We start from the raw sequence: 13,436 nt of genomic DNA on the forward strand, positions 1-13,436 counted from the left end.
TCCAGTCTGGTCAGTTTGATCGCAATGCGTTTGCCTTCACGGCAGCAAGGTGCCAATCCGGTCGAGTTCGGCCTTCATGCGCACCTTGTCATTTTTCAGTTCGTCCAGTGGCAGCGCCAGGAAGGCCTCGATGCGTGCGCGCAGGATGCGGTAGGCCGTCATGAAGGCGCCATCGATTTCCTCCTCGGTGCCGCTCGCATGAGCAGGATCCTCGACGCCCCAGTGCGTACGCATGACCGGCCCCAGGTAGGCCGGGCAAGTCTCGCCGGCGGCGCTACCGCATACCGTGATGACGATGTCCGGCGTGGCCGACAGCGCGTCCCACGACTTGCTGTAATAGCCTTCGGTCGAGATCCCCTCGCGCGCCAGCAACGCGAGCGAGCGCGGATGAACATAGCCGGCCGGCTTGCTGCCCGCGCTCATCGCCGCCCAGCCTTCAGGCGCGAGGTGGTTGAAAGTGGCCTCGCCGAAGATTGAGCGGCAGGAATTGCCGGTGCAAAGAAAAAGTACATTCATATCGCGATAGTCCCTGATGATGTTGTCATACGTGGTAAAAGTAGTAGTGGTCGGTCCGTGTCAGCCGAGTGCCTTGTCGATTGCACAATCCAGCGCCGCAGTTGTCGAACAAGGAGTACCCGTGCAACAGCTGTCAGTCAGGAAAGCCATCAGGCAATTCATCGTCGTGAAATTGGCCGTGTAGATGACAAAACGGCCGTCCTGGCGTGGGGCGATCAGTTCGGCATGCGTCAATTCCTTGAGGTGGAACGACAGGGACGACTGAGGAATCTGCAGCTGCTCGGCGATCTTGGTCGCGGCCAAGCCCGCCGGGCCGACCTGCACGAGCAGCCGGAATACGGCTAGCCGCGAGTCTTGCGCCAGCGCCGCCAGGGCGCCAATTGCCTCTCTTGTTTCCATTTAAGGGTTCCAGTGGTTCGATTCGATAATTCTACATTACTGGAATTATAAATACGAATGATGACAAAGTGATGACCGAGTGAAGAAACAGCGTGGACATGCTGGACGAACTTGTTCCGGCGCGCGCCCGAAAGTCCTTGACCTTGGTGCCGCTCCAAGCCGTATCGTGATCACGTCCTGGCAATGAAGCGAGGGCGGTTTCGGGAGATAATCATGATCAGCAAAAGGAAAATCGAAGTATTTAGCGCTGGATGCGCGGTGTGCGAGAGCGTGGTCCAGTTGGTCAAGGCAAGCGCCTGCCCGTCCTGCGATGTGGTGGTGCTCGACACGAATGACGTTCAGGTTGCGCAGCGGGCCAAATCCTTGGGCATCTCAAAGGTGCCGGCTGTGGTGATTGAAGGCGTTCTAGCCGACTGTTGCGCGAGCGGCGGGGTGAATCTGACCACATTGAAGGCGGCCGGTCTGGGATCGCCGGCGCCATAGTGCAGGCACTGCCGTGCTCGACTTTTGAGGCGCCTCCAAGGCGTGTCCTACCAGCTAAACGATGCAAGGAATTGCCATGTTAACGATCGGTAAGATCGCAGAATTATCCGGCCTGACGACCGACGCCATTCGCTATTACGAAAAGGAAGGTTTGGTCGCACCCCAGCAGAAGTCGGACGCCGGCTATCGCCTCTACGATGACGTCGCTGTGCGGCGCCTGCACTTTATCAAGCAAGCGCAGCATTGTGGCTTCAGCCTGGCCGAAATTCAGCAGTTGCTCACGCTGCAGACGCTCGACTCGTCTTGCTGTAGCGACGTGCGCAAACTGGCTGTCACGAAAAAGCTTCAGCTCGAAGCGAAGATTCGGGACTTGCAGGCCATGTCGGCCACACTCGACCATTTGATTATTGGCTGCGCCGTGGATGCCGAGTCGGTGGACAAATGCACGATTCTGTCGTCGCTGAAAGGCCAAGAGCATGATTGACATCGATGTGTTCGTGCTGCCCGGCTGCGAGCGATGCCTTTCCGGCCTTGGCGCGCTTGAGCAGGTTGTCCGGTCGTTCGGCCCCGACAACTGCAAGTGGGAAGAACGCAACCTCCTGGAAAACATCGACCGTGCGGTCCAGATCGGCATCCTGTCGGCACCGGCGATTGCGGTCGGCGGCAGGCTGGCCTTCAGCTCCCTTCCCAGCCCGCAGCAACTCCATGCGGAACTGGTCAAATACGTGACGGGACCATGATGGACGCACAATCGCTGCAGGCGGGCGTTAGTCAGGCCAGCGCGGCCGCGCTTGGCGGCAGCTTCGTGACTGGCTTCGTCTTCAGTTTCAACCCGGTGGCGTTCGCGGCAATTCCGGTGTCGCTGGCATACGTAACCAAGGCGCAGGAACAAAGGCGAGCCGTGCTGTACGGTGGCATGTTCATTTTGGGGTTGCTCGTGGTTCACGCCTTCCTTGGCTTGATCGCCGGGCTTGGCGGCAGTTGGGTACAGTCGCTGCTAGGGCGTTTCTGGGGACTTTTGCCCGGTCCGATGCTGATTATCCTCGGCGCGATGTGGCCAGGGTGGATCAAGATCAAGTTGCCGACGTGGCGCGTGGCCATCAAGCCGATCTCCGGCCCGTTCGGCGCCTTCCTGCTCGGCATTCCATTCTCCGTCGCTATCTGTCCGTTCTGTACGCCGGCGCTGTTGATACTGTTGGGTGTTGCGGCGTCAATCGGATCGCCCTGGTACGGCATCGCGCTGCTGCTGGCCTTCGCATTAGGTCGCGCGGTGCCGATCCTTATCGGGGCGGCGGCGATCGGCTGGCTGGAAGAATTCCGGATCCTGGGGCGTTACCAGAAGGTGTTTGAGGTGACGGGCGCGGTCGTCCTGATCCTGGCAGGACTCTATATGCTTAACGCCTATTTCTTTGTGATTCCATCCCTGGCTGGATAAGGATGCGGAACAAATCGTGACAACCCGACGGAGTGTGACATGAGCAACGCGAGGGGCACTCTCGAAGACCACGTTTTGGCAGTGTTCGAACGTGCCTGTCTCGAACAGGACCTTGCCGTTGCCGAGCATTTGCTGCGAGCGCTGGAGCTCATAGCACAGCGCAACGGGAACGATAACCAGCTTCAGCAGGCCTTGCTGAAATTTGCGAAATCGCGGCCGCGGGATCCATCCTGAACGAACTCGTTTCGCGACCAGCTATGCGTGTAGACCAAATTGGCAAGATTCAAATTGTTAGATATGCAATTGCGCTGCCAGTAAATCGGAAAAAATCCTTGACCTTCCCACTATGGCAATCTCTACACTGCGTAAGGATTGGAGACCACCGCCCGACCCACTCGATATAAGATCGTACGAAAAGCGCGCTCGCCTTGACAGTTCGCTTTATCCAACGTAGGCTAAAAAAGGACGTTTAATACCAATTTTTCATGAAAATTTCCTGCTCATCACGTATCTTGACGGCGATCGTCGCGATCTTCAGCATGCTGTTCATGCAGCTTGCTGTGGCGTCGTACGCGTGTCCGGGTATGTCGACGGGAAGTCCGAATGGCGGTCAATCCGCAAATTCCGTCGCGACCGATATGCCGGATTGCGAAGGTATGGATCCGGCCCAGTCTACGCTTTGCCATCTGTACGCGCATGGTGAGCCGTCCAAACAGTCCCTCGAAAAGACACCCGTACCCGATATACAGCCTTTCGTGCCTGTTGCACTCGTATTGGATTTGCAGTTTTTCGACGTTGCATCCATTCCGGAGGCAAAGCCTTACCTGCCGATCGCGTTAACGCGAACGACCGCCCCGCCGATTGCCATCCGCAATTGCTGTTTCCGCATTTAATTCTCCAGACTGCCTAGTTCGTCATCGCATCGCCGCTGCCGGCGAGCGCGATGTTGTCCGTCGCACTCTGGAGGTAACATGTCATCCCTGCTATCCACGCAGTTCAATGCGTGTGCTTTTCGTCTTCGTTCAATATCGAAGACCGCGTTATTGCTGTCGTTCATCGTCGGCACCCATGCTGCGCTGGCAGCGCCAGTGGCGCTCACGCTTGGCCAGGCCCAACAGCAAGCGGTTGCCCGCTCACGCCAACTGATGGCGCAGGATCACGCAAGCGCTGCGTCGCGCGAAATGGCGGTCGCAGCCGGCCAACTGCCCGATCCCATCCTCAAGGTCGGTGTCGACAACTTGCCCGTCAGCGGTCCAGATCGCTTAAGTCTTGGCAACGACTTCATGACGATGCGTCGGGTCGGCATTTCGCAGGAGTTCACGCGCGCCGACAAACGACATTGGCGTTCCGCACGCCTCGAGCGCGAAGCGGACAAGGCCAGTGCACAAAAAGACGTCACCCTTGCATCGATCCAACGCGACACCGCCATCGCATGGCTAGACCTGTACTACACGGAGCAAATGGCCGCCGTGGTTTCTTCGCAGACGGCCCTGTCGCATCAAGAAATCGAAGCGGCCGAAGCGGCCTATCGTGGTGGACGCGGTAGCCAGGCCGACATTCTTGCGGCCCGTTCAGCTTTGCTCGCCCTGGACGACCGCAGGAGCGAGATCGGTCGTCGATTGCTCGTCGCTCGAACCATGCTGGCCCGCTGGACCGGTGCAAGTGGCGAGGTCGCCTTGGCGGGCGCGCCCAATATCGACAAGATACGCCTTGATCCTGCGACGCTTGACACTGACCTTGCTCACCACCCGCAGATCGCGGTGATGAACAGGCAAGAGGACATCGCCCAGGCGGAAGCCAATCTGGCACAAGCGAACCGGCGCGCGGATTGGAGTGTGGAGGTCGCCTTCCAGCAGCGCGGTGCCGCCTATTCGAACATGGTGTCGGTTGGCATATCGGTGCCGCTGCAGTGGGACCGGAAGAACCGCCAAGACCGCGAGCTTGCGTCCAAGCTCGCCATGGTCGAGCAAACGAAGGCCGAGCGCGATGAGATGCTACGCGATCATGTCGCTGAAGCGCGCGTCATGATTGTCGAGTGGCAGAACGGTCGGGAGCGGGTTGCGCGCTACGTCCGTGAATGGATACCGCTGGCGGACGAACGCAGCCAGGCGATGCTGGCCGCTTACCGGGGCGGAAAATCGACATTGGCCGAGGTGCTCGCAGCAAGACGCAATGAGACGGATGTCCGCATGCAGGCGCTTCAACTTCAAATGGAGACGGCGCGGCTGTGGGCACAACTCAACTTCCTCTTTCCAGAAAACGGAATCGCACAGCATTCCGCCATGACTAGCAACCAGGAATCCAAATGAAGAACAAGAAAATTTTCGCGCTGATCGTTGCAGTTGCCGTTGCGGCCGGCGGATACGCGGCCTACCGATTTGGAGTGCGGCAAGGCATGAAGGACATGTCGCCTGCCAACGCGACCGCGGCTGGCGGAGCCGCGGCTGGCGGCGGCGCCGCCAAGAAGCCGCTGTACTGGCACGATCCGATGGTTCCCGGTCAAAAATTCGACAAGCCGGGCAAATCCCCCTTCATGGACATGCAACTGGTCCCCGTGTACGGCGGAGACGATGGCGACGACGGCAAGGTCACCATCAGCCCACGCGTGCAGCAGAATCTCGGGGTGCGCACGGCGGCGGTCACGAGCGGAAAATTGTCGACGCGCGTGGTTACGGTGGGAAGCGTGGCCTATAACGAGCGCGACGTGGCACTGGTGCAGGCGCGCAGCAATGGATTTGTCGAGCGCCTGTACGTGCGTGCGCCGCTCGATCCAGTAAAAAAAGGGCAGGCCTTGGCCGAATTGTACGTACCTGACTGGGTCGCGGCGCAGGAGGAATACCTGGCTGCCCGGCGTATGCAAGGCGCCGACACGGCTTCGTTGGTCGACGGCGCCCGCCAGCGCATGCGGCTCGTCGGCATGACCGACGGGCAGATTCGGTTGGTGGAAGCCAGTGGCAAGGTCAATCCCCGCATCACAATTTCATCGCCCGTCAGCGGTGTGGTCGCGGAACTCGGCGCCCGTGAAGGGATGACCGTGATGGCTGGGGCGACTCTGTTTCGTATCAACGGGCTTGGCACCGTCTGGGTGAATGCGGAAGTACCGGAGAACGTGGCAGCAAGGGTTCGGCCCGGCGATGTGGTCGAAGCGCGCACCCAAGCGCTGCCTGGCACCGTCTACAAGGGCAAGGTCGGCGCGATTTTGCCCGAGGTCAATGCCGCGACACGCACGCTCAAAGCCCGTATCGAGCTGGCTAACCCGAATGGGCAGTTGGTGCCTGGTATGTTCGCCGCACTCACGTTTGCGCCCAGCGCCGGCGCCGAGGTGCTGCTGGTGCCGTCGGAGGCCGTCATACAGACGGGCACGCGCAGCGTCGTCATGCTCGCGCAAGATGGCGGCAAATTCATGCCAGTCGACGTCGAGCTCGGGGGCGAAGGCGATGGTTTGACCGAGATCCGCAAGGGCCTGGCAGCTGGCCAGAAGGTCGTCGTATCGGGTCAGTTCCTGGTCGACTCCGAGGCGAGTTTGAGGGGGACGGCGACGCGCATGACGGATGTTCAAGCACCAGAGCAAGATAAAGCGGCCGCGCTCCATCACGGCCAAGGCAAGGTCGAACAGATCGGCAAGGACGACATCACAATTTCGCACGGCCCGATAGCGTCCCTGCAGTGGGGGCCGATGACGATGCCATTCAAGCTTCCGCCCGCAGGGCTGCCGCGCAATGTCAGCACGGGCGATCAGGTCGCGTTCGACATCAAGCAGCGCAAGGATGGCAGTTTTGAAATCGCCGCGATTTCGCCGACCGCAGATGCGCCCTCCGTTGGCAACAAGCCCATGACTGATTCCATGAAGGGCGATATGAAGATGCCTAAGCCGGCGGCTGGAGACAAGAAATGATCGCGAAACTGATCCGCTGGTCGATCGCGAACCGTTTCCTGGTCTTGCTGGCAACCGTTTTCATTACCGCTTGGGGAATATGGTCACTCGCGCGCACTCCGCTCGATGCGATCCCGGATTTGTCGGATGTGCAGGTCATTATCCGCACGACCTATCCAGGGCAGGCGCCACAGATCGTCGAGAACCAGGTGACCTATCCGCTGACGACGACGATGCTTTCAGTGCCAGGGGCAAAAACGGTGCGCGGTTACTCCTTTTTCGGCGACTCCTTCGTCTACATCCTGTTCGAGGATGGGACCGACCCTTACTGGGCCAGGTCGCGCGTGCTCGAGTACCTGAACCAGGTGCAATCACGCCTGCCTGCGCAGGCGAAAACGGCTCTCGGGCCGGATGCGACCGGCGTGGGCTGGATCTACGAATATGCGCTGGTGGACCGCAGCGGCAAGCTGGACTTGTCGCAGCTGCGCGCATTCCAGGACTGGTTCCTGAAATTCGAACTCAAGGCAGTGCCCAACGTGTCCGAGGTGGCCAGCGTTGGCGGCATGGTACGCCAGTACCAAATCGTGCTCGACCCCGACAAGCTGCGCGCCTACTCCATCCCCCATGGCAAAGTGATCGAGGCGGTGCAGCGCGCCAATCAAGAAACGGGCGGTTCGGTGCTCGAATTGGGCGAAGCCGAATACATGGTCAGGGCCTCGGGTTACCTGCAGTCGCTCGACGATTTCCGAAAAATTCCGCTCATGACCACAGACGCCGGAGTGTCGGTGCGATTGGGCGACGTCGCCCGCATCCAGCTTGGACCGGAGATGCGCCGCGGGATCGCTGACCTCAACGGCGAAGGCGAGGTCGCGGGCGGCGTGATCGTCATGCGATCCGGCAAAAACGCACTCGAAACCATCGATGCCGTCAAGGCCAAACTCGCCAAGCTGAAGTCGAGCTTGCCGGCAGGCGTCGAGATCGTTCCGGTGTATGACCGTTCCAACCTGATCAAGCGCGCGGTCGACAACCTCGAGCACAAGCTGATCGAGGAATTCATCGTCGTCGCGCTGGTCTGCGCAATCTTCCTGTTTCACATTCGGTCGGCATTGGTGGCGATCGTGTCGCTGCCGCTGGGTATACTGATCGCCTACATTGTGATGTCGTATCAGGGCATCAACGCCAACATCATGTCGCTGGGCGGGATCGCGATCGCGATTGGCGCCATGGTCGACGCGGCGGTCGTGATGATTGAGAACGCCCACAAGCATATCGAGGCCTGGAATCACGCCAACCCTGGCAAAAAGTTGAGCGGCGATGCGCACTGGGCCGTGATCGGCGATGCTGCGGCCGAGGTCGGCCCGGCGCTGTTCTTCTCGCTGCTCATCATCGTACTGTCCTTCATCCCGGTGTTCACGCTCGAAGCACAGGAGGGCCGCCTGTTCGCCCCCCTTGCCTTCACCAAGACCTACGCCATGGCGGCGGCGGCCGGCCTGGCCGTCACATTGATCCCGGTGTTGATGGGCTACCTGATCCGGGGACGCATTCCCGCCGAGCAGAAAAATCCGCTGAACCGGCTGCTGATCGCGCTCTACCGCCCGCTGCTGGAAATTGTGTTGCGCTGGCCAAAGTCCACCCTGGTCGCTGCCGGATTGATTGCGATCGTCACCATCTGGCCTATGTCGCGCCTAGGCGGCGAATTCATGCCGCCTCTCGATGAGGGCGATTTGCTGTATATGCCCTCCGCTTTGCCGGGTGTGGGCGCCGGCAAGGTAGCTGAACTGCTGCAACAGACGGATCGCCTGATCAAGACGGTGCCTGAGGTGCAAAGCGTGTTTGGTAAGGCCGGCCGGGCCGAATCGGCCACCGATCCGGCGCCTCTCGAAATGTTCGAGACGACGATCCAGTTCAAGCCGCGCGACCAATGGCGGGCGGGCATGACCACGGACAAGCTGGTCGATGAGCTCGACCGCATCGTTAAGGTGCCGGGGCTATCCAATATCTGGGTGCCGCCGATCCGCAACCGCATCGATATGCTTGCCACCGGGATCAAGAGTCCGGTCGGCGTCAAGGTGGCCGGCACCAGTCTGCAAGAGATTGACCGCATCACTGGCGAGATCGAGCGCGTCATCAAGGGCGTTCCCGGCGTGTCATCAGCGCTGGCCGAGCGTCTCAACGGAGGGCGATACGTCGATATCCATATCGATCGAGATGGCGCGGCGCGGTACGGCCTGAATATCGCCGATGTGCAGAGCATCGTCTCGAGCGCGATCGGTGGCGACAACATCGGAGAGACGGTGGAAGGCTTGCAGCGCTTTCCGATCAACGTGCGCTACCCGCGCGAGGTACGCGACTCGGTCGAGAAACTGCGCGAACTTCCAGTGTTGACCGAACGCGGCGCCCAGATACGGCTTGGCGACGTCGCCACAATCCGGATCAACGATGGCCCTCCCATGCTCAAGAGCGAGAATGCGCGGCTGTCGGGTTGGGTGTATGTCGACATCCGTGACCGTGACCTCAGCTCGGCCGTGCACGAGATGCAGCAGGTCGTCGCCAAGGAAGTGAAGCTGCCGGCCGGCTATTCCGTGTCCTGGTCGGGCCAGTTCGAATACCTGGAACGCGCGACGGCAAAGCTCAAGATCGTCGTTCCTGCGACGCTGCTCATCATCTTCGTACTGCTCTACCTGACCTTCACGCGTGTCGATGAAGCGGCGTTGATCATGGCGACCTTGCCGTTCGCGCTGGCTGGCGGCATCTGGCTTCTGTGGGCACTCGGCCATAACCTGTCGGTAGCAAGCGGCGTCGGCTTCATCGCCCTGGCGGGCGTGTCGGCGGAATTCGGCGTCATCATGCTGCTTTACCTCAAGCATGCGTGGGAAGCGAGGCAAGCAAAAGGCGCGCCGAGCGAGGCCGATCTTCTTGACGCCATACGCGAGGGCGCGGTATTGCGGGTTCGGCCGAAGGCGATGACGGTGGCCGTGATCATCGCCGGCCTGATTCCGGTCATGATCGGCACCGGCACCGGATCGGAAGTCATGCAGCGCATCGCGGCGCCGATGGTGGGAGGCATGATCACCGCGCCCTTGTTGTCGATGTTCGTGGTACCGGCAGTCTATCTGCTGATCCGGCGCCGGTCGATCCGCGCTGCAGCCGCCACGACGACTGGGAGCGATCAGCCATGAAGCACATCGCCGCGTCACGTACCGCGAGATACATCATGGTTTTCCTGCAGGGACTGCTCCTGCTGGCCGGCACGCCGCAGACCAGCGTTGCTCAAGGTCTGTCGGATCAAATGGAAATGCGTGGCGCGCGCCAAGTCACAGGGGCGTCGCGCGATACGCCGGAAATCGATTGCCAATCCTACGCCTTCTGCTGCCTGGCGCCGCCCGTTCCAGTTCGCGCATCGAGAACGCCGGACCGACTGGACGTGGAATGTGCCGCAGTCGAGTACCGGCTCGATGTCGACATCCTTGCCTTTTCCTCCGCACTGAGGATGGCATCGGCGCCAATGGTGGCGCTGCGCCTGCTTTATTGTTGTTGGCGAAACTAGATCCTCGACCACATTTTTCAGAACCCGATTTGACTACGAGGTGTCGCCATGAATTCTTTTAGAACAATCTTTCCGAGCTGGTCGCGGGCGTGTGGGTAACACAGGGCCGGATGTTCCATGTCCCGGCAATCGCAGCCTCGTATCGCCTGCATGCTCCTGCTCGCCGACGCCATTTCCGGTATGCCCGGGCAAAAGGCCGCCAGCGCCAATTGCGTGAACAGCAAGCGAATCACGGCGAATATAACTGCGACGAGGCGGGTTGTACGGGATGGTTTTACAGCGCCATTCGGATTGAGAGTTCGGCTATTTTGTATAGCTCGAAGCGGAGGATATCATCCTTTGGCCCCACTGACCGGCGCGGGCCACAATGCTCTACGCCGATGGCTGCGGGGGCGGCGCAGGAGGGCGTTGCGCCGCGCAATCAGCCTTCGGCAGACTTGTTATTTCTTCATATTGGAATGCTGTGCCATCCACTTGTCGAGCGTTGCAATCTCCTTGGTCTGCTCGGTCACCATCTTTTGCGCCATCTGTTTCAGCTGCTTGTCTGTGCCCCGCGCAAGTTCCATTTTTGCCATGTCGATGGCGCCCTGGTGGTGGCTGCGCATCATCATGGCAAAATCGTGGTCGGTGTCGCCCGACATCTTCATCGCCTGCATCTCGGACTGCATTTTCGACATCGCGGCCATAAAATCCGGCGCGGTCGCGGTTTCGCCGCCGGGCGCTGTCGTATGGGCATGGGGTGCCGGGGCGGCTGCCTGGGCAGACACCGCGACGGGGGATATCAGTACGGCGCTGCAGACCAGGCCGACAGCGGCTTTTTTCCAAATTAATGGCATTTTCATTGCGTCTCCAAGTTGAGTAATACTCGATTGGCTGTGCAGGGCAAAGCATTCAATGCTAGTGCGCCGCATGGGTAGCAGTGCTGGCGCCCGTCGCAGGTCTTGCCATGGCCCCCATGGCTGCGCAGGACGCGGCGCAGCGCCGGCAGATCTCGGCACAGTGTTCCATGTCTCCGATACGCTCGCAGCTCGCGGCGCACGCATCGCACACCTGGGCGCACGCCGCGCAAACGGCGGCGTGCAGTGGAGAATTGCTCAACATAAAATTGGCCGACGTCTGGCACAGCTCGGCGCAATTGATCATCAAACGCATATGCTCCGGCTCAAGATGCGCGCCCCCGATTTCGAGGCAGTGGGTCATCGCGGTTTGAAGACAAGTTGCGTGGCATTCTGTACAAGCATCGATGCAGATCTGCATTTCACTTGTCAGGGTATGGTGCGTCATATTGACCTCCGTTTCAAAATGAAATGGCCGTGAGACCATCATGAAGTTGAACATGGAAATGACACCGCGACCGTTCGGTCACACACATTGGCGCGAACCGACGTCAAACAGAGGATCTGACCGGCACGCTGGTTGACTTCAAGTATGCGCGCAAGCGCCCAGTATTGGCCTCGAAGGGACGATGAAAATAGTAGGCAGCAATGACGATGGCGACGTAGATGCCCAGAAATGACAGCAAGTGGATCGGGTCGTTCGGTACCACCTTGTTATGGGCAAGATAGGGAACGAGAGCGGTGACAACGGTAATCAACGGCACATGGATGACGTAGAGAGTGAAGGAAAAATCGGCAAAGTGTTTGGCTACGCCTTTTAATTTTGCAACAACTCGTCCCGGGGTCAGGCGGACCTGCGTACTTGCCAGGAAAACAATGAAGGCGACGCTGAACAATAAGTCATGAGGGAATGATTGGTAGTTCATGTCGGGATTCTTGTCGTGCACACGGAAGTACACCGCCACCCCGGCAAACACGAGGAACAAGATTGCTCTGACCGTCGGCGTCGTGCGAATATCGATCCGCGAACCGGCAACGCCCAGCAGCCAGATTGAAAAATACAGCATGAGCGGCCCCGGCAGGAGCCAGGTTAGCGAGAGCGCGGCCATCAGCGCGCTGACGCGCGACTGCGTGGAACTCGATCCAAGCGTGATGACGAGCAGTGGGAAGAGAATGTAATACCAACTCTCGTTCGACAAGCTCCAGAGCGGGAAATTGCCGCCAAATGTAGGCACGGCAATTTTCTGAAGGCCGGCGAGATTGCCCAGGAATGCAGTGGCCGAGTATTCGTTGCCGGGAACAAAGCTCAAGGCACCCGGGTCGATCTTCGCGGTCACCATGCCCACTCCGAGTGTCAACACAAAAACCGGAATGAGTACGATCCAGAGCCGGGTCACGCGATCAATGGCGTAGTCGCGGAACGCGCCTGCGCGCCCCGATTTGTTCAGCAGGCTGCCGCCGACCAGCCAGCCGCTGAGAAGAAAAAACACCACCACTGCCTGATGGGCGAAGCCGGTAAAAAACGCCACCCCCTGAAACGCGACAGTCGGCGCAGCGATCGTTCCATAGCCGGGGTATAGCTGGGCGCGTAGATGGGCCAATGCAACCTCGAGCGCCGCCAGTGCGCGTAGCAGCGAAATCAGGAACGAGTGGAGATAGTCATCGTTCAGATTGGTGCGCGAAAGCTTGTTTATCTGGATCATGTTGGCCTCAATTAGTCGAATGCGGGTGCGCTTGCCTGATCGTAGGCCCGCGGCCGATTCGCTCGCTGACAGTGGTCAAGCCAGGCCCGGGGACCCGGCGGAATTGCCCAACCGTGCGCGTCAAACGCGACAAAAAAGCGCTGTGCTAAAATCGGGCGGTGAAAACGTTAATGAAAACATTGCTCGTCTGGCTGTTGTTGCTGGCGGTGCCCTTCCAGGGCTTCGCTTCGGCAACCATGCTCGTGTGCGCGCCATTTTCATCGACACCGATCGCCGAGTTCGAGCGGGCCGCCCCGGCACATGCCGGCGCCGCAGGATCAGAAGCGGAAGCAGCTCCAGCGGCGCACTGTGCGCAGATGGCGGCGCAGCAAGGCGACGATCCCGGCGCCAAAAAGTCGGGCCACCAGACCAGCATGAAGTGCAGCTCCTGCGCGCTTTGCCATGTTGGAATGGCAATTGCCTCGCATGAGATTGAACGCCTGCACTTCGGTGTGCAGCAGTTTTCCACCATTCCATTCGACCTGGCCTTTATTGCCGCCGTCGATCTCGACCTCCCCGAACGTCCTCCACAAACTTCCCTGATTTGACAGGCCGAACCGTTCGCTTTACCACGAGCGGCCAAACCATTGCCCGACCTTGACCA

General features: G+C 59.8%; 16 protein-coding genes. 12 read left to right on the plus strand and 4 right to left on the minus strand.

Annotated elements, in window-relative coordinates:
- Positions 1–36 precede the first annotated feature (36 nt).
- Complete coding sequence (locus LPB67_RS15905) at positions 37–516, minus strand: arsenate reductase ArsC (RefSeq protein WP_262838271.1); 480 nt, start codon at positions 514–516, stop codon at positions 37–39.
- 60 nt (positions 517–576) lie between these two features.
- Positions 577–915: an ArsR/SmtB family transcription factor gene (locus LPB67_RS15910; RefSeq protein WP_262838272.1), complete on the minus strand. Its 339-nt coding sequence runs from the start codon at positions 913–915 to the stop codon at positions 577–579.
- Between the two features lie 213 nt (positions 916–1,128).
- On the opposite strand from LPB67_RS15910, the gene LPB67_RS15915 reads away from it, so the two are divergent.
- The 10 genes from LPB67_RS15915 (at position 1,129) to LPB67_RS15960 (ending at position 10,254) form a co-directional block, all read left to right on the plus strand.
- The gene (locus LPB67_RS15915; protein WP_262838273.1) at positions 1,129–1,398 is read left to right on the plus strand and encodes a thioredoxin family protein; all 270 of its coding nucleotides are present in this window, start codon (positions 1,129–1,131) and stop codon (positions 1,396–1,398) included.
- Positions 1,399–1,474: 76 nt separating this feature from the next.
- Positions 1,475–1,882, plus strand: a complete 408-nt coding sequence (locus LPB67_RS15920; RefSeq protein WP_262838274.1) for a heavy metal-responsive transcriptional regulator — start codon at positions 1,475–1,477, stop codon at positions 1,880–1,882.
- A complete protein-coding gene (locus LPB67_RS15925; protein WP_262838275.1) occupies positions 1,875–2,138 on the plus strand; it encodes a glutaredoxin in 264 nt (87 codons plus the stop codon). Before LPB67_RS15920 ends, LPB67_RS15925 begins: the two co-directional genes overlap by 8 nt.
- Positions 2,138–2,833, plus strand: a complete 696-nt coding sequence (locus LPB67_RS15930; protein ID WP_262838276.1) for a cytochrome c biogenesis CcdA family protein — start codon at positions 2,138–2,140, stop codon at positions 2,831–2,833. Before LPB67_RS15925 ends, LPB67_RS15930 begins: the two co-directional genes overlap by 1 nt.
- A gap of 39 nt (positions 2,834–2,872) precedes the next feature.
- Positions 2,873–3,067: a hypothetical protein gene (locus LPB67_RS15935; RefSeq protein WP_262838277.1), complete on the plus strand. Its 195-nt coding sequence runs from the start codon at positions 2,873–2,875 to the stop codon at positions 3,065–3,067.
- 251 nt (positions 3,068–3,318) lie between these two features.
- Positions 3,319–3,726 carry a hypothetical protein gene (locus tag LPB67_RS15940; protein WP_262838278.1) on the plus strand — a complete coding sequence of 136 codons (408 nt, stop codon included), beginning with the start codon at positions 3,319–3,321 and terminating at the stop codon, positions 3,724–3,726.
- A 78-nt stretch (positions 3,727–3,804) separates the two neighbouring features.
- Complete coding sequence (locus LPB67_RS15945; protein WP_262838279.1) at positions 3,805–5,142, plus strand: TolC family protein; 1,338 nt, start codon at positions 3,805–3,807, stop codon at positions 5,140–5,142.
- Positions 5,139–6,728 carry an efflux RND transporter periplasmic adaptor subunit gene (locus tag LPB67_RS15950; RefSeq protein ID WP_262838280.1) on the plus strand — a complete coding sequence of 530 codons (1,590 nt, stop codon included), beginning with the start codon at positions 5,139–5,141 and terminating at the stop codon, positions 6,726–6,728. Before LPB67_RS15945 ends, LPB67_RS15950 begins: the two co-directional genes overlap by 4 nt.
- Entirely contained in the window at positions 6,725–9,886 is a 3,162-nt protein-coding gene (locus LPB67_RS15955) for an efflux RND transporter permease subunit (RefSeq protein WP_262838281.1), read from the plus strand. Before LPB67_RS15950 ends, LPB67_RS15955 begins: the two co-directional genes overlap by 4 nt.
- The gene (locus tag LPB67_RS15960) at positions 9,883–10,254 is read left to right on the plus strand and encodes a hypothetical protein (RefSeq protein WP_262838282.1); all 372 of its coding nucleotides are present in this window, start codon (positions 9,883–9,885) and stop codon (positions 10,252–10,254) included. The genes LPB67_RS15955 and LPB67_RS15960 overlap by 4 nt, the downstream gene beginning before the upstream one ends.
- A 440-nt stretch (positions 10,255–10,694) precedes the next feature.
- Here the strand turns inward: LPB67_RS15960 and LPB67_RS15965 are convergent, their stop codons facing one another.
- Complete coding sequence (locus LPB67_RS15965; RefSeq protein WP_262838283.1) at positions 10,695–11,096, minus strand: DUF305 domain-containing protein; 402 nt, start codon at positions 11,094–11,096, stop codon at positions 10,695–10,697.
- Between the two features lie 52 nt (positions 11,097–11,148).
- Between LPB67_RS15965 and LPB67_RS15970 the strand changes: the two genes are divergently transcribed.
- A complete protein-coding gene (locus tag LPB67_RS15970) occupies positions 11,149–11,571 on the plus strand; it encodes a hypothetical protein (protein ID WP_262838284.1) in 423 nt (140 codons plus the stop codon).
- 70 nt (positions 11,572–11,641) lie between these two features.
- On the opposite strand, the gene LPB67_RS15975 is transcribed toward LPB67_RS15970, so the two are convergent.
- Positions 11,642–12,793 (minus strand): acyltransferase family protein, encoded by a 1,152-nt coding sequence (locus LPB67_RS15975; protein WP_262838285.1) that lies wholly within the window; start codon positions 12,791–12,793, stop codon positions 11,642–11,644.
- 170 nt (positions 12,794–12,963) lie between these two features.
- Here LPB67_RS15975 and LPB67_RS15980 point away from each other — a divergent pair, with 170 nt between their 5' ends.
- Positions 12,964–13,380, plus strand: a complete 417-nt coding sequence (locus LPB67_RS15980) for a hypothetical protein (protein WP_262838286.1) — start codon at positions 12,964–12,966, stop codon at positions 13,378–13,380.
- Positions 13,381–13,436 lie beyond the last annotated feature (56 nt).

It is taken from the genome of Undibacterium sp. Jales W-56 (genome assembly GCF_025548535.1).
GTDB lineage: Bacteria > Pseudomonadota > Gammaproteobacteria > Burkholderiales > Burkholderiaceae_D > Undibacterium.

What these genes read in the sequence shown, in the direction of transcription:
- LPB67_RS15905 (WP_262838271.1), bottom strand. Translation starts at nt 516, where the DNA reads ATGAATGTACTTTTTCTTTGCACCGGCAATTCCTGCCGCTCAATCTTC.
- LPB67_RS15910 (WP_262838272.1), bottom strand. Translation starts at nt 915, where the DNA reads ATGGAAACAAGAGAGGCAATTGGCGCCCTGGCGGCGCTGGCGCAAGAC.
- LPB67_RS15915 (WP_262838273.1), top strand. Translation starts at nt 1,129, where the DNA reads ATGATCAGCAAAAGGAAAATCGAAGTATTTAGCGCTGGATGCGCGGTG.
- LPB67_RS15920 (WP_262838274.1), top strand. Translation starts at nt 1,475, where the DNA reads ATGTTAACGATCGGTAAGATCGCAGAATTATCCGGCCTGACGACCGAC.
- LPB67_RS15925 (WP_262838275.1), top strand. Translation starts at nt 1,875, where the DNA reads ATGATTGACATCGATGTGTTCGTGCTGCCCGGCTGCGAGCGATGCCTT.
- LPB67_RS15930 (WP_262838276.1), top strand. Translation starts at nt 2,138, where the DNA reads ATGGACGCACAATCGCTGCAGGCGGGCGTTAGTCAGGCCAGCGCGGCC.
- LPB67_RS15935 (WP_262838277.1), top strand. Translation starts at nt 2,873, where the DNA reads ATGAGCAACGCGAGGGGCACTCTCGAAGACCACGTTTTGGCAGTGTTC.
- LPB67_RS15940 (WP_262838278.1), top strand. Translation starts at nt 3,319, where the DNA reads ATGAAAATTTCCTGCTCATCACGTATCTTGACGGCGATCGTCGCGATC.
- LPB67_RS15945 (WP_262838279.1), top strand. Translation starts at nt 3,805, where the DNA reads ATGTCATCCCTGCTATCCACGCAGTTCAATGCGTGTGCTTTTCGTCTT.
- LPB67_RS15950 (WP_262838280.1), top strand. Translation starts at nt 5,139, where the DNA reads ATGAAGAACAAGAAAATTTTCGCGCTGATCGTTGCAGTTGCCGTTGCG.
- LPB67_RS15955 (WP_262838281.1), top strand. Translation starts at nt 6,725, where the DNA reads ATGATCGCGAAACTGATCCGCTGGTCGATCGCGAACCGTTTCCTGGTC.
- LPB67_RS15960 (WP_262838282.1), top strand. Translation starts at nt 9,883, where the DNA reads ATGAAGCACATCGCCGCGTCACGTACCGCGAGATACATCATGGTTTTC.
- LPB67_RS15965 (WP_262838283.1), bottom strand. Translation starts at nt 11,096, where the DNA reads ATGAAAATGCCATTAATTTGGAAAAAAGCCGCTGTCGGCCTGGTCTGC.
- LPB67_RS15970 (WP_262838284.1), top strand. Translation starts at nt 11,149, where the DNA reads ATGCTAGTGCGCCGCATGGGTAGCAGTGCTGGCGCCCGTCGCAGGTCT.
- LPB67_RS15975 (WP_262838285.1), bottom strand. Translation starts at nt 12,793, where the DNA reads ATGATCCAGATAAACAAGCTTTCGCGCACCAATCTGAACGATGACTAT.
- LPB67_RS15980 (WP_262838286.1), top strand. Translation starts at nt 12,964, where the DNA reads ATGAAAACATTGCTCGTCTGGCTGTTGTTGCTGGCGGTGCCCTTCCAG.